The 18,081-nt window shown below is 63.8% G+C and carries 16 protein-coding genes and 1 tRNA gene; 12 read left to right on the top strand and 5 right to left on the bottom strand.

What is annotated here, in order from left to right; all coding sequences use genetic code 11:
* Positions 1-2 precede the first annotated feature (2 nt).
* From mupP to PJ259_RS09125, 3 genes are read right to left on the bottom strand one after another with little or no spacing between them, the layout of a single operon-like run.
* Complete coding sequence (gene mupP, locus PJ259_RS09135) at positions 3-674, bottom strand: N-acetylmuramic acid 6-phosphate phosphatase MupP (RefSeq protein WP_160923419.1); 672 nt, start codon at positions 672-674, stop codon at positions 3-5.
* A gap of 3 nt (positions 675-677) precedes the next feature.
* A complete protein-coding gene (gene ubiG, locus PJ259_RS09130) occupies positions 678-1,376 on the bottom strand; it encodes a bifunctional 2-polyprenyl-6-hydroxyphenol methylase/3-demethylubiquinol 3-O-methyltransferase UbiG (protein WP_059315629.1) in 699 nt (232 codons plus the stop codon).
* A 33-nt stretch (positions 1,377-1,409) separates the two neighbouring features.
* Positions 1,410-2,735: a TRZ/ATZ family hydrolase gene (locus PJ259_RS09125; protein ID WP_271655529.1), complete on the bottom strand. Its 1,326-nt coding sequence runs from the start codon at positions 2,733-2,735 to the stop codon at positions 1,410-1,412.
* A gap of 118 nt (positions 2,736-2,853) precedes the next feature.
* Here PJ259_RS09125 and mtnA point away from each other — a divergent pair, with 118 nt between their 5' ends.
* From mtnA to pheA, 4 genes are all read left to right on the top strand, one after another.
* Positions 2,854-3,927: an S-methyl-5-thioribose-1-phosphate isomerase gene (gene mtnA, locus PJ259_RS09120; protein ID WP_271655528.1), complete on the top strand. Its 1,074-nt coding sequence runs from the start codon at positions 2,854-2,856 to the stop codon at positions 3,925-3,927.
* 233 nt (positions 3,928-4,160) lie between these two features.
* A complete protein-coding gene (gyrA, locus tag PJ259_RS09115) occupies positions 4,161-6,992 on the top strand; it encodes a DNA gyrase subunit A (protein WP_059315626.1) in 2,832 nt (943 codons plus the stop codon).
* Complete coding sequence (serC, locus tag PJ259_RS09110; RefSeq protein ID WP_271655527.1) at positions 6,992-8,077, top strand: 3-phosphoserine/phosphohydroxythreonine transaminase; 1,086 nt, start codon at positions 6,992-6,994, stop codon at positions 8,075-8,077. Before gyrA ends, serC begins: the two co-directional genes overlap by 1 nt.
* 2 nt (positions 8,078-8,079) lie before the next feature.
* Positions 8,080-9,174 carry a prephenate dehydratase gene (gene pheA / locus PJ259_RS09105; RefSeq protein WP_059315624.1) on the top strand — a complete coding sequence of 365 codons (1,095 nt, stop codon included), beginning with the start codon at positions 8,080-8,082 and terminating at the stop codon, positions 9,172-9,174.
* Between the two features lie 23 nt (positions 9,175-9,197).
* Here the strand turns inward: pheA and PJ259_RS09100 are convergent, their stop codons facing one another.
* Positions 9,198-9,674, bottom strand: coding sequence for a DUF4124 domain-containing protein (locus tag PJ259_RS09100; protein WP_271655526.1), 477 nt, complete (start codon positions 9,672-9,674; stop codon positions 9,198-9,200).
* Positions 9,675-9,962: 288 nt separating this feature from the next.
* Between PJ259_RS09100 and mgtE the strand changes: the two genes are divergently transcribed.
* A complete protein-coding gene (mgtE, locus tag PJ259_RS09095; protein WP_423815048.1) occupies positions 9,963-11,408 on the top strand; it encodes a magnesium transporter in 1,446 nt (481 codons plus the stop codon).
* A gap of 51 nt (positions 11,409-11,459) precedes the next feature.
* Here the strand turns inward: mgtE and PJ259_RS09090 are convergent, their stop codons facing one another.
* The gene (locus tag PJ259_RS09090) at positions 11,460-11,774 is read right to left on the bottom strand and encodes an Arc family DNA-binding protein (RefSeq protein ID WP_007160462.1); all 315 of its coding nucleotides are present in this window, start codon (positions 11,772-11,774) and stop codon (positions 11,460-11,462) included.
* A 261-nt stretch (positions 11,775-12,035) separates the two neighbouring features.
* Between PJ259_RS09090 and PJ259_RS09085 the strand changes: the two genes are divergently transcribed.
* From PJ259_RS09085 to PJ259_RS09055, 7 genes are all read left to right on the top strand, one after another.
* Positions 12,036-12,112: transfer RNA gene (locus PJ259_RS09085), tRNA-Arg, on the top strand.
* A gap of 242 nt (positions 12,113-12,354) precedes the next feature.
* Positions 12,355-13,377, top strand: a complete 1,023-nt coding sequence (locus PJ259_RS09080; RefSeq protein WP_271655525.1) for a glycosyltransferase — start codon at positions 12,355-12,357, stop codon at positions 13,375-13,377.
* A 47-nt stretch (positions 13,378-13,424) separates the two neighbouring features.
* Positions 13,425-14,489, top strand: coding sequence for an FAD-dependent oxidoreductase (locus PJ259_RS09075; RefSeq protein WP_434774621.1), 1,065 nt, complete (start codon positions 13,425-13,427; stop codon positions 14,487-14,489).
* The gene (locus PJ259_RS09070; protein ID WP_271655523.1) at positions 14,470-16,101 is read left to right on the top strand and encodes a hypothetical protein; all 1,632 of its coding nucleotides are present in this window, start codon (positions 14,470-14,472) and stop codon (positions 16,099-16,101) included. Before PJ259_RS09075 ends, PJ259_RS09070 begins: the two co-directional genes overlap by 20 nt.
* Positions 16,102-16,106: 5 nt before the next feature.
* The gene (locus tag PJ259_RS09065) at positions 16,107-16,895 is read left to right on the top strand and encodes a hypothetical protein (RefSeq protein WP_059316919.1); all 789 of its coding nucleotides are present in this window, start codon (positions 16,107-16,109) and stop codon (positions 16,893-16,895) included.
* The gene (locus tag PJ259_RS09060) at positions 16,895-17,728 is read left to right on the top strand and encodes a sugar phosphate isomerase/epimerase family protein (protein WP_271655522.1); all 834 of its coding nucleotides are present in this window, start codon (positions 16,895-16,897) and stop codon (positions 17,726-17,728) included. The genes PJ259_RS09065 and PJ259_RS09060 overlap by 1 nt, the downstream gene beginning before the upstream one ends.
* Positions 17,725-18,081, top strand: a complete 357-nt coding sequence (locus tag PJ259_RS09055; RefSeq protein WP_007160456.1) for an SMR family transporter — start codon at positions 17,725-17,727, stop codon at positions 18,079-18,081. The genes PJ259_RS09060 and PJ259_RS09055 overlap by 4 nt, the downstream gene beginning before the upstream one ends.

The raw sequence follows: 18,081 nt of genomic DNA, 5'->3' as shown, positions 1-18,081 counted from the left end.
CTCTAGCAGCCGCACAGCGCGCGGTCGAGCAGGGCGCGCAGTTCCAGCGGGTGGTCGATGATGGCGTCGGCGCCCCAGTGCTCGGGGTGGTCGTCCGGGTGGATGTAGCCGTAGCGGGCCGCCACTGTCTTGCTGCCGGCCGCACGACCGGACTCGATATCGCGCAGATCGTCACCGATGAACAGGGCGGTCTGGGGATCGATATCCAGTTGCCGGCAGGCCAGCAGAACCATCTCCGGGTCCGGCTTGCTACGCGCGACGTGATCGGGGCAGATCAGGCAGGCCGAACGGTCGGCCAGGCCCAGGCGCTGCATGATGGGTTCGGCGAAGCGCACCGGCTTGTTGGTCACCACGCCCCAGCGCAGTCGGGCGGCGTCCAGGTCGCGCAGGATCTCGTCCATGCCCTCGAACAGCCGGGTGTGGTCCGCACAATGCTCCTGGTAGCGTTCGAGAAACTCCAGGCGCAGGGGCTCGAGCTCGGCGCCCAGGGGGTCGACCTCGAAGCCGGCCAGGATCATGGCCTTGGCGCCACCGGAGATGACGCCACGCAGGCGGGGCTCGTCAGCGGGCGCAAGGCCTCTGTCCTGGCGCATGGCCTGGAGGATGGCGATGAAGTCCGGCGCCGTGTCCAGCAGGGTACCGTCCATGTCGAAGAGGACCGCTTGCAGACGCATGGCCTAGTCCTCGCGCTGGGTGCGCACCATGTAGTTCACCGTCACATCGCCTTCCAGTTTGTATCTCTTGGTCAGCGGGTTGTAGGTGAGGCCGATGACATCGCGCAGGTTGAGGCCGGCGGCGCGCGCCCAGGCACCCAGTTCCGAGGGGCGGATGAACTTGCGGAAATCGTGGGTACCGCGTGGCAGCAGGCGCAGCACGTACTCGGCGCCGACGATGGCGAAGAGATAGGCCTTGGGATTGCGGTTTATGGTGGAGAAGAACACCTGGCCGCCCGGCTTGACCAGGTCGTGGCAGGCCTTGATCACCGAGGAGGGATCCGGCACGTGTTCGAGCATTTCCAGGCAGGTCACGATGTCATAGGTGCCCGCATGCTTGCGCGCGTGGTCCTCGGTGGTCTCCTGGATGTATTCCACCGGCACGCCGGACTCCAGCTGGTGCAGGCGCGCCACCGCCAGGGGCGCCTCGGCCATGTCGATGCCGGTCACCTGGGCGCCGCGCTGGGCCATGGCCTCGCTGAGGATGCCGCCACCGCAACCCACGTCCAGCACCTTCTTACCGGCCAGGCCGGCGTGCTGATCGATCCAGTTGACGCGCAGCGGGTTGATGTCGTGCAGCGGCTTGAATTCGCTTTCGCGATCCCACCAGCGGTAGGCGAGGGCCTCGAACTTGGCGATCTCGGCGTTATCGACATTGGACATGGTGTTCTCCAGAGGCAAGGGAGGCGGGGCGCATCAGGCGCCCTGCTGGATACGGGTGGCCCACTGCTGCGCATTGGCTATGAGTTCGGCCTCGTCCAGGCGCACGAGTTCGCTCTGGCGCAGCAGCGGCACGCCGCCGACCCAGACGTCGCTGACGCGGTCCCGGCCGGTGGCATAGATGAGTTGGGAAACGGGGTCGTAGAGCGGCTGCTGGGCAAGGCCGCTGAGGTCGACGGCGGTCAGATCGGCGGCCTTGCCGACTTCCAGCGAACCCAGGCAGCGATCGAGACCCAGGGCGCGGGCGCCGTTCAGGGTGGCCATGCGCAGGGCGCGATGGGCGTCCAGGGCCGTGGCCGAGCCGGCGACAGCCTTGGCCAGCAGGGCCGCGGTGCGGGTCTCGCCAAGCAGGTCGAGATCGTTGTTGCTGGCCGCGCCATCGGTGCCGATGGCCACGTTGACGCCGGCCTGCCACAGGCGCTCCACCGGGCAGAAGCCGCTGGCCAGCTTGAGGTTGGACTCGGGGCTGTGGATGACGTGGCTGTTGGTTTCGACCAGGTTTTCCAGATCCTCGTCGTCCACCTGGGTCATGTGCACGGCCTGGAAACGCGGACCGAGCAAGCCTAGGCGCCGCAGCCGGCTGAGCGGCCGCTCGCCGGTCTGCTCCAGGGCTTGCTCCACCTCCAAGGCGGTCTCGTGGACGTGCATCTGGATCGGTGCCTGCAACTGCTCGGCCAGCACCAGGATCTCTTCGAGCTTGGCGTCGGCGACGGTATAGGGCGCATGGGGACCGAAGGCCACGCTGATGCGCTCGTGCAGCTTCATGTCGTCGAACAGCTCCAGGCCACGACGGATCATGTCGTCCGCCGTGCGGGCGCCGGGAATCGGGAAGTCGAGGATCGGCAGGCAGACCTGGGCGCGTACCCCGGTGCGATGGATCGCCTCGCAGGCCACCTGGGGATAGAAGTACATGTCCGAGAAGCAGGTGATGCCGCCCCGGATCTGCTCGGCGATGGCCAGGGTGGTGCCGTCGCGGACGAAGTCCTCGTCGACCCAGCGGCCTTCGGCGGGCCAGATGTGATCCTGCAGCCAGGTCTGCAGCGGCAGGTCGTCGGCCATGCCGCGAAACAGCGTCATGGCGGCGTGGCCGTGGGCATTGATCAGGCCAGGGATCAGTACCTTGCCCGGCAGCTCCAGGGTCTCCTTCGCCGGCTGGCGCAGGGCCTCGACGCGCGGGGCGAGCAGGGCGATGCAACCGTTGCGCACGCCCAGGGCGTAATCGCGCAGGACCACCCCGGCCGGCTCCACCGGCACGATCCAGCTGGGGAGCAACAAGAGGTCCAGGGGTGCGGGGGTCGGCATCTGCGGCGGTTCCAAGAGAGGCGAGCCGGCAGTATAGCGGTCCTTGCGGGGCTACCGCTAAATCCGCGCGCGGATGCCGGTATACTGGCGGGCTACAGATTCAGGTCGAGGAGAGATCATGCGAGAGCGTCTGCTGGCGGCGGAAAAGATCAAGGCGATCGAATGGCGGGACGGTGCCCTGCACCTGCTCGACCAGCGCCTGTTGCCGCTGCGCGAACACTGGGTCGCCTGTTACAGCGCCGCCGAGGTGGCCCAGGCCATCCGTGACATGCTGGTGCGCGGCGCGCCGGCCATCGGTATCAGTGCCGCCTACGGGGTGGTGCTGGGCGCCCGTCAGCGCGCCGCGGCGGGTGAGGACTGGCAAGAGACCCTCACGGCCGACTTCGAGCTGCTGGCGGCGTCGCGGCCCACCGCGGTCAATCTGTTCTGGGCGCTCAACCGGATGCGCGAGCGCCTGACCCGTACGGCCGGCGAGGGGGCCCTGGCGGCGCTGGAAGCCGAGGCGGTGGCCATCCACCTGAGCGATCGCGAAGCCAACCTGACCATGGCCCAACTGGGTGTCGAGCTGATTCGCAAGCATGACGCCAGCAAGCAGACCTTCCTGACCCACTGCAACACTGGTGCCCTGGCCACCGGCGGCTTCGGCACCGCCCTGGGCGTGCTGCGCGCGGCGCACCTGGACGGCCTGGTGGAGTGCGTGCATGCCGACGAAACCCGACCCTGGCTGCAGGGCTCGCGACTGACCGCCTGGGAGTTGGCCGGGGAGGGGATCCCGGTCAGCCTCAATGTCGATGCTGCCGCTGCGCACCTGATGAAGACGCGCAACGTCGCCTGGGTGATCGTCGGCGCCGATCGCATCACCGCCAACGGCGACGTGGCCAACAAGATCGGCACTTACAACCTGGCGGTGATCGCCATGCACCACGGGGTGCGCTTCATGGTGGTGGCGCCCAGCTCCACCATCGACATGAATCTGGCCTCGGGCGACGACATCCCCATCGAGGAGCGCGCCGGTCACGAGTTGTTGGAAGCCGGTGGCCAACGGATCGCCGCCGACGTCGACGCCTTCAATCCGGTGTTCGACGTGACCCCGGCCGACCTCATCGATGCCATCGTCACCGAGCGGGGCGTGGTGGAGCGGCCGGACGCCAAGAAGATGGCCGAGCTGATGAATCGGCGGCGCCTGCATTGAGGCGATCGTGAGGGGCGGATACATCCCTGAATGTGTTAGAATTTCGCTCTTTGCACAGGCTTTGTTCGAAAGCCCTCGGCAGGCGGTGATGCAGTGCTGAAAACCGGTTGGAGCGCCTTTTGCGCCGCCGGTGACAGACGCCGCCAGACGGGCTTTCGCCTCTCCTATATCAGGCTCGGCCGACGTGCGGACGAGCCCTAGCGCTTTTCAGATCAGAAGGAACCAGGCTTCTCATGGGTGAACTGGCCAAAGAAATCCTCCCGGTCAATATCGAAGACGAACTGCGGCAGTCGTATCTCGACTACGCGATGAGCGTCATCGTCGGCCGGGCCCTGCCGGATGTGCGCGACGGTCTCAAGCCGGTGCACCGGCGCGTGCTCTACGCCATGAGCGAACTGGGCAACGACTGGAACAAGCCGTACAAGAAGTCCGCCCGTGTGGTGGGTGACGTCATCGGTAAATACCACCCCCACGGCGACACGGCCGTCTACGACACCATCGTGCGGATGGCGCAGCCGTTCTCGCTGCGCTACATGCTGGTGGACGGTCAGGGCAACTTCGGTTCGGTGGACGGCGACAACGCCGCGGCCATGCGCTACACCGAAGTGCGGATGTCCAAGCTGGCCCACGAGCTCTTGGCCGACCTGGACAAGGAAACCGTCGACTGGGTGCCCAACTACGACGGCACCGAGCAGATCCCCGCGGTGATGCCCACGCGCATCCCCAACCTGCTGGTCAACGGTTCCAGCGGTATCGCGGTCGGCATGGCCACCAACATCCCGCCGCACAACCTGGGCGAGGTGATCGATGGCTGCCTGGCGCTGATCGAGAACAGTGAGCTGACCGTCGATGACCTGATGCAGTACATCCCCGGTCCGGACTTCCCGACCGCGGGCATCATCAATGGTCGTGCCGGCATCATCGAGGCCTACCGTACCGGTCGGGGCCGCATCTATGTGCGGGCCCGCGCCGAAGTCGAGGACATCGACAAGAGCGCCAATCGCCAGCAGATCGTCATCACCGAGCTGCCTTACCAGCTCAACAAGGCGCGGCTGATCGAGAAGATCGCTGAGCTGGTGAAGGACAAGAAGATCGAAGGCATCACCGAGCTGCGCGACGAGTCCGACAAGGACGGCATGCGCGTGGTCATCGAGCTGCGTCGTGGTGAAACCCCCGAGGTGGTGCTCAACAACCTCTATGCCCAGACCCAGCTGCAGACGGTGTTCGGCATCAACGTGGTGGCCCTGCTCGACGGCCAGCCACGCACCCTGAATCTCAAGGAACTGCTGGAAGCCTTCATCCGCCATCGTCGCGAAGTGGTGACCCGGCGGACCGTCTACGAACTGCGCAAGGCGCGTGAGCGTGGCCATATTCTCGAAGGCCAGGCGGTCGCCCTGTCCAACATCGATCCGGTCATCGAGCTGATCAAGAGCTCGCCGACCCCGGCGGAAGCCAAGGAGCGCCTGATCGCCACGCCCTGGGAATCCAGTGCGGTACGCGAGATGGTCGAGCGCGCCGGTGCTGATTCCTGCCGCCCGGACGAGCTGCCCGAGCAGTACGGTCTGCACGAGGGCAAGTATCACCTCTCGCCCGAACAGGCCCAGGCGATCCTCGACCTGCGTCTGCACCGCCTGACCGGCCTGGAGCACGAAAAGCTCATCGCCGAGTACCAGGAGATCCTGCTGCAGATCGGCGAGCTGATCCGCATCCTGACCAATCCCGAGCGGCTGATGGAAGTCATCCGCGAAGAGCTGGAAAAGGTCAAGGCGGAGTTCGGCGACAAGCGTCGCACCGAAATCGTCGCCTCCCATGTGGACCTGACCATCGCCGACCTCATCACCGAGGAAGACCGCGTCGTCACCATTTCCCATGGCGGCTACGCCAAGTCCCAGCCGCTGCACGCCTATCAGGCCCAGCGCCGTGGTGGTCGTGGCCGCTCGGCCTCGGCGGTCAAGGACGAGGACTACATCGAACACCTGCTGGTCGCCAACAGCCATACCACCCTGCTGCTGTTCTCCAGCCTGGGCAAGGTCTACTGGAAGCGTACCTACGAGATTCCGGAAGCCTCCCGCGCCGCCCGGGGTCGTCCGCTGGTCAACCTCCTGCCGCTGGCCGAAGGTGAGCGCATCACCGCCATGCTGCCGGTCGATCTGGAAGCCGTGCGCCAGCAGGCGCCCGCCGGTGACGAGGACCTGGGCGAGCAGGACGACAACCTCGACATAGAAGACGCGGTGCTGGTGGAGGACGACGTCGAGAGCGAAGGCGAAGAGGGCGAGGTCATCGATGCCGGCGAAGACGAAGCCACCGGTGCCTACATCTTCATGGCCACCCGCAACGGTACCGTGAAGAAGACCCCGCTGGTGCAGTTCAGCCGTCCGCGCAGCAATGGTCTGATCGCGCTGAAGCTGGAGGAGGGCGACAGCCTGATCGCCGCCGCCATCACCGATGGTGCCCGCGAAGTCATGCTGTTCTCCGACGGTGGCAAGGTCATCCGCTTCAAGGAGCGCCATGTGCGCACCATGGGCCGTACCGCCCGCGGTGTACGCGGCATGCGCCTGGCCGAGAGCCAGCGCCTGATTTCCATGCTGATCCCCGAGCCGGGCGCCGAGATCCTCACCGCCAGCCTCAACGGCTTCGGCAAGCGTACCGCCATGGCCGAGTACCCGCAGCGCGGTCGAGGTGGCCAGGGCGTGATCGCCATGGTCATCAACGAGCGCAACGGTCCCCTGATCGGTGCCATCCAGGTGCTGGACGGCGAGGAGATCATGCTGATCTCCGACCAGGGCACCCTGGTACGGACCCCGGTGGAGGGCATCTCCCGGACCGGCCGGAACACCCAGGGCGTTACCCTGATCAAGCTCGGCAAAGGCGAGAAGCTGGTAGGCCTGGAGCGGGTGCAGGAGCCTTCGGTGGACGACGAGCTGCTGGATCACGAAGCCGAACTGGACGACGAGCTGCTCGATAAGGAGCTGCCGGTCGACAGTCACGAGCCTGATCAGGACGATGTACTGCCCGGTGCCAGCGACGTGCCGAGCGATGACCTTCCCAACGAGGATGACGAGTGATGAGCAAGCGTGCCTACAACTTCTGCGCCGGCCCGGCGGCCCTGCCTGAAGCTGTGTTGCGCCAGGCCCAGGCCGATCTGCTGGATTGGCAGGGCCGTGGCCTGTCGGTCATGGAGATGAGTCACCGCGGTGAGGACTTCACCGCCATCTCGAGCCAGGCCGAGGCCGACCTGCGCGAGTTGCTGGGCGTGCCCAGCAACTACAAGGTGCTGTTCCTGCAGGGCGGAGCCAGTCTGCAATTCGCCCAGCTGGCGATGAACCTGATGCCAGAAGGCGGCACCGCCGACTACATCGACACCGGCATCTGGTCGCGCAAGGCCATCGAGCAGGCGCAGCACTACGGCACCGTCAACGTCGCCGCCAGTGCCAAGGGCTACGACTACTTCGCCATTCCCGGGCAGCACGAATGGCAGCTGTCCAAGGACGCGGCCTACGTCCACTACACGCCCAACGAGACCATCGGCGGCCTGGAGTTCGACTGGATTCCGGAGGTCGGTGACGTGCCCCTGGTAGCGGATGCCTCTTCCGATATCCTCTCGCGTCCGCTGGACGTCTCGCGCTTCGGCCTGATCTACGCCGGCGCCCAGAAGAACATCGGGCCCAGCGGCCTGGTGGTCGTCATCGTTCGCGAAGACCTGCTCGGTCGCGCCCGCGCCGCCTGCCCGACGCTGCTCGACTACAAGGTCGAGGCCGACAACGGCTCCATGTACAACACCCCGGCCACCTTCTCCTGGTACCTGTCCGGGCTGGTGTTCAAGTGGCTCAAGGAGCAGGGCGGCCTGCCCGCCATGGAGCGCCTGAATCGCGAGAAGAAGGACCTGTTGTACGGCTTCATCGACAACAGCGATTTCTATAGCAATCCCATCGCCAAGAACGACCGTTCCTGGATGAACGTGCCCTTCCGCCTGGCTGACGAGCGTCTGGACAAGGCCTTCCTCACGGGCGCCGAAGAACGCGGCCTGCTGTATCTGCAGGGGCACCGTTCGGTGGGTGGCATGCGCGCCTCCATCTACAATGCCGTCACCCTGGAAGCCGTCCAGGCGCTGGTGACCTATCTGGCCGAATTCGAGAAGGAGCACGGCTGATCATGTCGGAACACGAGCTCAAGGCCCTGCGCCTGCGCATCGACAGTCTGGACGAACGCATCCAGGAGCTGATCAGCGAACGCGCCCGCTGCGCCCAGGACGTGGCGCGGGTCAAGATGAAGACGCTGGCGGAGGGCGAGAAGCCCGTGTTCTATCGGCCCGAGCGCGAGGCCCAGGTCCTCAAGCGGGTGATGGAGCGTAACGGCGGTCCGGTCCGTGACGAGGACATGGCGCGGTTGTTTCGCGAGATCATGTCCTGCTGCCTGGCTCTGGAAGAGCCGCTGCACGTGGCCTACCTTGGCCCGGAGGGTACCTTCTCCCAGGCCGCGGCGCTCAAGCACTTCGGCAAGGCCGTAGTGACACGGCCCATGGCGGCCATCGACGAAGTCTTCCGCGAGGTCGCCGCCGGTGCCTCCAACTTCGGCGTGGTGCCGGTGGAAAACTCCACCGAGGGTGCGGTCAACCACACCCTGGACAGTTTTCTCGAGCACAACCTGTCCATCTGCGGCGAGGTGGAGTTGCGCATCCACCACCACCTGCTGATTGGCGAGAACACCAAGCCCGACAGCATCACCCGCATCTATTCCCACGCCCAATCCCTGGCCCAGTGCCGCAAGTGGCTGGACTCCTACTACCCGAGCGTCGAGCGGGTGGCGGTGGCCAGCAACGCCGAGGCGGCGCGGCGGGTGAAGGGGGAGTGGAACAGCGCGGCCATCGCCGGTGACATGGCGGCCTCGCTCTATGGCCTGACCCCCGTGCAGCAAAAGATCGAGGACCGCCCGGACAACTCCACGCGCTTCCTCATCATCGGCAACCAGGACGTGCCGCCCAGTGGCGACGACAAGACCTCCATCATCGTCTCCATGCAGAACAAGCCCGGTGCCCTGCACGAGTTGCTGCTGCCGTTCCATGCCAACAACATCGATCTCAGCCGGATCGAGACGCGGCCGTCGCGCAGCGGCAAGTGGACCTACGTCTTCTTCATCGACTTCCTCGGTCACCAGGCCGATCCGCTGATCCGCGACGTCCTGGAGCGGCTGTCCACGGGCGCCGTGGCACTCAAGGTCCTCGGCTCCTACCCCCGCGCCGTGCTCTGACGCGCCCTGGCCAGCTGCGTGCGTCAGCGTCGACGCACGCAGCCGTGCTCGTCGAAGGTCACCAGGCGCGAGCGTTCCTTGCCTCGGCGCGCCTCGTAGTGATAGCGGGTCAGGGTATCCAGTTGGGAAATCCGCTGCGGCTGCCCCAGGGCGTTCTCCACGTCCGCCCGGCTCATGCCGATCTTCACCTGCCCCCGGATGATCGCCTGGCGCTTTTCGCTACTAGTGAGCAAGTCGCCGCAACCATCCGTTTTGGCCGCCACCACCGTCGGCTCACGCACGGCAGCTTTGGGTTGGGAGGCTTTCGGCTTCGCCATCAGCTTGGGTTTGGCGCCGCCCGGACGAGCATTGTCGGCGCGCTGCAGGCTGCTATCGCTGCCCGAGGGGCACCCGCTGGCGGAAAAGGTGAGGTGGCCAGTGGCATCTTCGCAGCGATATACCGTGGCCGATTGCGCGGTGGTGCAGCCCAGCAGCAGACCGAGCGCGAGCAGCTTCTTCATGAGACGTCCTCCTTGACGTAGGCACTCAAGCTTAGCGAAGTAAGGGTCGGCGGACGAGGGCCGAAAGGGTGGCCCTGATGCCCTGCCAAAGCCCTTGCAAATAGCTGTTTTGAAAACCTTTTGCGTTCGCACCTGCAACCGGTCCGGTGTATCATCCCCGCCGTCAGCCCCGCCGGGGCAGTGGTCATCCCCCTTATGGACTTACCCAGTCAACACTCAATCGCCTTTTTCGTCCCGTTGTTGAGATAGGGTTCGTCGGTGCGCTCCGCCGGCGGGCCGGAGTGCGCTATGACCGTAGTGAACGAAGCAGAAATCAGAAAGCCCCACGAGACGCTGCAAGAGCGGCTCGCCCAGGTCGTCGAGTTGCTGGAGCGCTACGACCTTGCTGTCGAGGCCCGTGAAGGTCAGGACCGCGGCCCCGTTTCCCCCGCCGATATCCCCCAAGAAGGCCTCGAAGAGCTGCGTGCCCGGCTGGACGAGCTGCACCCGGCCGACGTGGCCTTCATCCTGGAAGCCCTGCCGCAAGAAGATCGTCTGACCGTCTGGGGTCTGGTCAAGACCGAGCGCGACGGTGAAATCCTGCTCGAGGTCTCGGACGCTGTCCGAGAGACACTGATCGCCGACATGGATGATCAGGAAATTCTCGCGGTCGCCGGTCAGCTCGATGCTGACGAGCTCGCCGATCTCGCACCGGATCTGCCGCGCGACGTCGTTCACGAGCTCATGGACGCCCTCGACGCCCAGCAGCGCGAGCGGGTGCGTTCCGCCCTGTCCTATGAAGAGGACCAGGTCGGCGCGCTGATGGACTTCGAGATGGTGACCATCCGCGATGATGTCGCTCTGGAAGTGGTGTTGCGCTACCTGCGCCGCCTCAAAGAGCTTCCCGACCATACCGACAAGCTGTTCGTCGTCGATAACGACAGCATCCTCAAGGGCGTGTTGCCGATCAAGCGGCTGCTGGTCAACGATCCGGAAAAGCTCGTGGTCGAGGTCATGGCCAAGGAGGCGGTGGCCTTTCATCCGGACGGCGATGCCTATGACGCCGCCCAGGCGTTCGAGCGTTACAACCTGGTTTCCGCGCCCGTGGTGGACAAGAGCGGCAGGCTGATCGGGCGTCTCACCATCGATGAAATGGTCGACCTGATTCGTGAGGAAAGCGAAAGCGAAGTCCTCAACATGGCCGGTCTGCGTGAAGACGAAGACGTCTTCGCCTCGGTGTGGAAATCGGTAGGCAACCGCTGGACTTGGCTGGCCACCAACCTCATCACTGCCTTCATCGCCTCGCGTGTCATCGGCCTGTTCGAGGACTCGATCGAAAAGCTGGTGGCACTGGCCGCGCTCATGCCCATCGTGGCAGGTATCGGTGGCAACTCCGGCAATCAGGCCATCACCATGATCGTGAGGGCCATGGCCCTGGGACAGATCAGCGTCACCAGTACTACCCGGTTGTTGCGCAAGGAAATGGGCGTCGCCCTGTGCAACGGCGTCATCTGGGGTGGGGTGATAGGGTTGGTAGCCTTCTATCTCTACAGCAGCTGGTCGCTGGGCCTGGTGATGATGGGCGCCATGACCCTTAATCTACTGCTGGCTGCTTTCATGGGCGTGCTCATTCCCATGACCTTGCAGCGTTTCGGTCGCGACCCTGCGATGGGGTCGAGCGTACTGATCACCGCCGTGACCGATAGTGGCGGCTTCTTCATCTTCTTGGGGCTTGCCACCCTGTTCCTGATGTAGGGCAGGGCGGGCTGCAACAGGCTGCTCGGACGCAGGGCAGCCTGGACGCCGTCAGGAAGCGGCGTCGATGTCGTGGGCGATCAGCGAGATCAAGGCGTTTTGCTGTCGGCCTGACAGTTGACGAAAACGCTGCAGCAATTCCCGCTCGCTGGCGGTGATCTCCGGGCTGTCCAGGCGTAAACCAGGTTCGTCGCCAAGGGCGCCCTCTTGCTGCAGGCTCTGCTCTAGGCGCGCGATGATTTCGGAGTTCATGCTGCGATGATGGTTGCGGGCCACATCTGCAATGCGCTCTCGCATGCCCTCGGGCAGACGCACGACGAATTTATCAGCGGTACGGCTTGAGTAGGATCTAATGGCCTGGGTCATTGAGGTACTTCATCTGGAGTCAAATATCAGTGAAGGCATAAGCCCTCGTCTCGTTCCGCTAGCACTCACGGCACCTTGGACTCTGTAACGACCTGTCCCTAGGTATCAATTTTTATTGACGTCAATTTACCGACGTACCACCTAAATTGCAAAGCCGCTGAAGAACTTCCTGTGCCCGCCGGTCCCAACCCATCGTTCTGGCCGATGCGAACCGAAACATGACAAACCTTCTGCTGCTCGTTACCATAAGCGCCCTTTCCTGTCCCAGTAGCTCAATTGGATAGAGCATCCCCCTCCTAAGGGGAAGGTTGGTGGTTCGACCCCACTCTGGGACACCAGATTCCTTTCTAGTCCTTTCCTCGCTGTCCGACTCTCCAAGTGCCCTTGCCGAACCGTTACAGCAGTTTCGGAGGATAGGGCAAAAACAGCGACCTTGTTCGACTTCCAGGCTCTCCAGATAGCGATTTGTGGCTGTGATCACAGCCTAGCGCAGCGGAACAAAACCCGCTGAATTTATCTGTACTCTCCGATGGCTAACCGTCTGCATTGCAAGAATCTGGAACGCCTCTGGAGGTTCGTCATGGCCTTTTATCCCGTCCTACTTTCAGTCGTGTTCGTCGTTCGTAACCAGGCGACCGAGTTGCAGGACGCCTTGGAGCGCGCTGCCACTGTCATCGGTCCCTTGGTGAGTGACTACGAACTTATCATCGTCGACAACGCCTCCTCTGATGACAGCGTAGCTCGATTAAAGCAACTGACCAGTGTCAGTGGACTGCCCAACCTCCAGGTATATGCCCTGACGAAGGAAGTGGACTCCGACACTGCTGCCTGGGTGGGCCTGGAAAACGCCTTGGGAGACTTCGCGGTCGTCATAGATCCGGAGACCGACGACATCGCCTTCCTGCCCGATATGTTGCAGCAGGCCGCAGATGGGGTCGACGTGGTATTTGCCAACAACCAGCAGAAAGTTCGGCAGACACTCTCCTACAGTCTCTGCTCCCGGGGCTTCAACAGTCTTTACAAGCAATTCAATGGAGTCGACCTGGCCAAGGACGCTCCCCAATACCGGATGCTCAGCAAGAAGGTCATCAACTATATCCTGCGGCATCCGGCGCCGGCGCTGACCTATCGCCATCTGCCAGCCACGGCAGGCTTCTCGCGCATCAATCTCGAATACAGCATGCCGCCGCGCAGTACCAAGCCCAAGCGACTGTCCGGTAGTTTCGATCGCGGGGCACGGTTGCTGGTGTCCTCCACCCGCAAACCCATGCGCATGGTCAGTTTCCTGTCCATCATGGGCGCACTGTCCAATCTGCTCTATTCCCTCTATGTGATAGCGATCGGCTTGTTCAAGGATGATGTAGCGCCTGGTTGGGTGACGATTTCATTACAGCAGTCCGGCATGTTCTTTCTCATATCGCTGGTACTGCTGGTGCTTGGCGAATATGTCCTGCAGTTGACCCATCGAGTCAATGAAGGCCCGCTCTATCACGTCGCTCAAGAGTTCACGAGTGCAGTGATGACCCGGCGTGACAAGCTCAATGTCGAAGTGGTGCAGGGCGGCAATGCCGCAAGACCGGCAACTCAATCCGGCATGGCCTGACGATCATGAGAGATGCGATCGTCATTGGCGGTGGTTTTTATGGGGCCATGACCGCCCTGTATCTGATGCGCACGCGAGGCTTTGCGAAAGTCACTCTGATCGAGCGAGAGGAGGGGCTGTTAAAACGTGCCTCTTACAACAATCAGGCGCGTGTTCATAACGGTTACCACTATCCCCGTAGTTTCGTCACGGCCTTTCGCAGTCGGGTCAATCTGCCGCGCTTCCTGCGCGACTACCCTGATGTGGTGGTGCGAGATTTCACCAAGTTGTATGCCATCGCCCGCAACAACTCCAAGGTCACGGCAAAGCAGTTTGAGCGCTTTTGTCAGGGCATCGAAGCCTCCCTCGAGCCGGCGCCCAAGGAGTTGACCCGGCTGTTCGACGACAGGTTGATCGAGTCGGTGTATCTCACCGAGGAATACGCCTTCAATTCCGCGGTATTGGCGGACGAAGTGAGTCGTGAACTCGATGCCGCTGGGGTCGAGTTGCGCTTCAAGAGCCGTGTGACGGCGATCCGTGCCGACACGGGTGGCCTAGGTGTCGAGGTGGTGAACGACGCTGGCGGGCAGGAAGACCTGCACTGCCGCTATCTCTTCAACTGCACCTACAGTGGCCTCAATCAATACGGCGGCGATTTCCCGGGTACCACCACACGCCTGCGCCACGAGATCACCGAGATGGCCCTGGTGGAAATGCCGCCCGAGCTGCGCGATCTCGGCGTGACGGTCATGGACGGTCCGTTCTTTTCCATGATGCCCTTTCCCGCTCGCGGACTGCATACCCTGTCCCACGTGCGCTATACGCCGCACCTGAACTGGGAAGACGCCAACGGCACCGATCCCTATGCGCTGCTCGACGACTATGACCGTGCCTCGCGCGCGGACTGGATGGTGCGTGATGTGGCCCGCTACATGTCGGCTGCGGCGCGCGTGGAATACCGGGACTCGCTGTTCGAGGTAAAGACCATCCTGATGAAGAACGAAGGGGACGACGGTCGTCCCATCCTGTTCGAGCAACATTCCCAATTGCCCGGTTGCTATTCGATGCTGGGTGGCAAGATCGACAACATTTTCGATGCCCTGGAGCGCCTCGATGCTGAACCCTTCCACTGAAGCGTCACCCAGGGGGGTGTCCGGCGTCGCCGGCTTCATCAGCGTTCTGATCTTTTCCGTCATCAACTTCTTTCTGTTCGGCAAGGGCGTCATTCTCGATCCCTTCCACCAGGGGGAGTATTTCGCCACCCTGCCGACCCTGCTGCACAGCCAGCCGGGCGCCCACGCCTTCACCATCCACGGTGGCCTGGACTTCATCCCGGTATGGCTGGCGCAAAGCTGGTTCGGTGCCCAGCACACTTTCCTGGTGACCCAGATCCTCTATGGGCTGTGCAATACCGGAGCGGCGCTGCTGCTGTGGGGAACGGCGGTGCTGCTGTGCCCGCTACCCAGGGGCCGTGCCCGGCTGATCCTGCTGGTCGCCGTCGGCGCCCTGGCGACCCAGGTCGTGGGCTATCGCGATCTCTTCCTGCTGCTGTCGCTGTTCCTGTTCTGCCTGCACCGCAAGGTGACGAGCACACCGCAGCGCCTGATCTGCGAGGTGCTGTTGGGGCTGGCGGCAGGCTTCAATGTGTTCTGGTCCTATGACCGTGGCATCGCCGGCGTCCTGGCGATCGGCTCAGCGGTAGTACTCGCCTTGTTGCTGCAACGGCGGCATCTACTATCGATCCTGATTTTCGCGGGGACCGTTGCCTGGCTGGGCTTTGGTACCGATTTCTTCGCGCTGACCGACTACGTCAAGAACCTGACCTTCCTGCTGGAAACCTCGTCCCAATGGGGCTATGGCCTTACTGCGAGGCCCCTTGCCCTGAGTCTGCTGCTGGCGGTGCCTACGGCCTTGGCAGGCTTTGCGTTGATCCGCTGCCTGCCCTGGCCGTGGCGCTGGAGCGAGGATCTGCCGCTGATCGGGGCCCTGGCCGTGCTGCTCGCCATCTTTTTCAAGATCGGGGTCAACCGGGCGGACTTCCAGCACATCCAGATGGGTTTCTGGGTGCCCTTGCTGAGCCTGCTATATGCCGCCCGGCGTCACCGCCTGGCCCGCAACGGCGGCTGGGATCTCTCAGCGCATCCCCGGGCAGCAGCGGTCGCTATTGCCGCCGCCGTATTGCTCGGCCTGGTCGGGCTCAATCCCTCGCCGTTCTTCGCGGTGCTGCTGGCGGGTGCGCTGCTGGCGTTCAGCCGTCGGCTGCTGCTGCCGGCGCTGGCAGCGCTGCTGGTGCTGCTGGCCGGGTTCAACCTCTACAAGTCGCCGGTCGAGCGGGTGTGGGCCCAGGGGCTTGCCTGGGTGCCGGAACTGGCTGCCTTGCCGGATGACGCCGCGCTGGCGACGCCCGGGGTGCAATGGGCTTCGCGCCGTCTGCTGGAAAGCGGCGCCCACTGCGTCTTCGACCTGGCCAACAACGGGGTCATCAATGGCGTTACCGACCTGCCGGCCTGCACCAAGTACATCTATCCCGTCTATGCCACGCCGCCCTACGAAGCGGACCTGATCAGCGACCTGCAACACGCCGATCCGCCAGCCGTGGTGTATTCCACGACCTTCTGGTCGTTCAACCTGAACAACCTTTCCATGCACGATAAGTTTCCACGGCTCAAGGCCTACCTAGACGAGCGTTATCCCGTCGAGGAGTGCCAGCCGGATTATTGCCTGAGATTCAAGACCAAGGGGTGAGCAACATGAAGACCGATGCATTGATAGGGTACAGCGGCTTCGTGGGGTCGACACTGCTCAAGCAGAAGGCCTTCGGTGCGCTGTTTCGCTCGACCAACATCGAGCAGATTGGCGATCAGCCCTATGGGCAAGTGATCTGTGCCGGTGCCCCGGCGCAGAAGTGGATCGCCAATCGCGATCCCGAGGCGGATCGGCAGAAGATCGAGGGACTGATCGGTCATCTTTCACGGATCCAGTGTGATTCCTTCGTGCTGATCAGCACCGTGGATGTCTTCAAGCAGCCGCTCGGGGTGGATGAAACCACCGTGGTGGACGAAGAAGGACTTCACGCCTATGGCGCCAATCGCTATCGCCTGGAGCAATTCGTCCGCGAGCATTTTCCCAAGGCGCTGATCGTCCGCCTGCCCGGCCTGGTCGGCCCGGGGCTGCGCAAGAACGTGATCTACGACCTGCTCAACGACAACAACCTGCACGCGGTGGAAAGCCGTGGGGTCTTCCAGTTCTATCCGATGGTCAATCTCGGTTATGACATCCAGACCGCCCAGGCAGCCGGCCTGGAGCTGGTGCACCTGACCGCCGAGCCCATCAGCGTGGCGGACATCGCCAGCCAGGGCTTCGGCCGCGACTTCGGCAATACGCTGGAGGGCACGCCCGCGCGCTACGATTTCCGCAGTGTGCACGCCGAAGTCTTCGGCGGCCGGGATGGCTATCAGTACAGCGCGCGCGACACCTTGCTCGCGGTACGAGCCTATGCGCAATCGGAACCTCCGGTCATCAAGGCGGAGGGTCAGTGATGCGCATCGCCATTTCTAATATCGCCTGGGATCCTGCCGACGACGCCATGGTCGCCGAGATCTTGCAGCAGCACCGGGTGGACGCCATCGATATCGCCCCCGGAAAGTATTTCGCCGATCCCAAGACGGCGACCGCGCAGGACATCCAGCGGGTACGCCAGGAATGGCAGGCCCGGGGTATCGAGATCACCGGCATGCAGGCGCTGTTGTTCGGCACCACGGGACTCAACGTCTTTGGTAGCGACGACGTCCAGCGTGCGCTGCTGGCCCAGCTGGAGGGGGTCTGCCGGGTCGCCGAAGGCCTGGGGGCGACGCGTCTGGTGTTCGGTTCGCCGCGCAATCGGGATCGCACCGGACTGAGCGACGAGGAGGCTCTGGCACAGGCGCGTGACTTCTTCCGACGTCTGGGCGATGTGGCTGCGGCCCGTAGCGTCCAGATCTGCCTGGAGCCGAATCCGCCGCGCTATGGCGCCAATTTCATGATCGACAGCGATTCCACGGCCGCCGTGGTGCGGGCGGTGGACCACCCGGCGATCCTCATGCAACTCGATACCGGTGCCCTGACCATCAACGAGGAAGATGCCGCGCGCGTGCTCGAAGAGCATGCCGAGCTGATCGGCCACGTCCACGCGAGCGAGCCGGATCTGGTGACCCTGGGGGAGGGTGGCACCAACCACGAAGGTATCGCCTTCGCCCTGACCCGGCGTCTGCCGGAGCAGGTGGTCAGCATCGAGATGCTGCCGGCGAAGCAGGGCTCCAACCTGGCGGCGCTGGAACGTGGCGTCCAGACCGCGATCCGGGCCTATCGTGATCTGCCGGAGGTCGCGGCATGAAGTGGCTGATCCTGATCCTGGGCATCGCCTCCAATGCTTCGGCAAGCGTGCTGGTAAAGCTCGCCATGCTGCCGCCGCGGCGTTTTCCCAGCCTGAGCGATCCCATGGGTGCCCTGGCCAACTGGCCGTTCTGGCTTGGCCTTTTCATGTATGGGCTGGCTTTCCTGCTTTACGCCGCCGCGCTGGCCAAGCTGCCGCTGAACGTGGCGCACCCGGTACTCACCGCCGGGGCCATCGCCAGCGTCGCCCTGCTGTCGGTGGTGATCTTTCGCGAAGCCTTTCCCTGGACCACGGCGGCAGGCATCGTCCTGATCATCGCCGGTGTCGCCCTCATCACGGCCCGTGTCGGTTGA

This window comes from Pseudomonas sp. JBR1 (assembly GCF_028198185.1).
GTDB classification, from domain to species: Bacteria; Pseudomonadota; Gammaproteobacteria; order Pseudomonadales; family Pseudomonadaceae; genus Chryseomonas; species Chryseomonas oryzihabitans_E.
The sequence above is the reverse complement of the archived record's forward strand: the minus strand, read 5'-3'. Positions and strand labels throughout refer to the sequence as shown.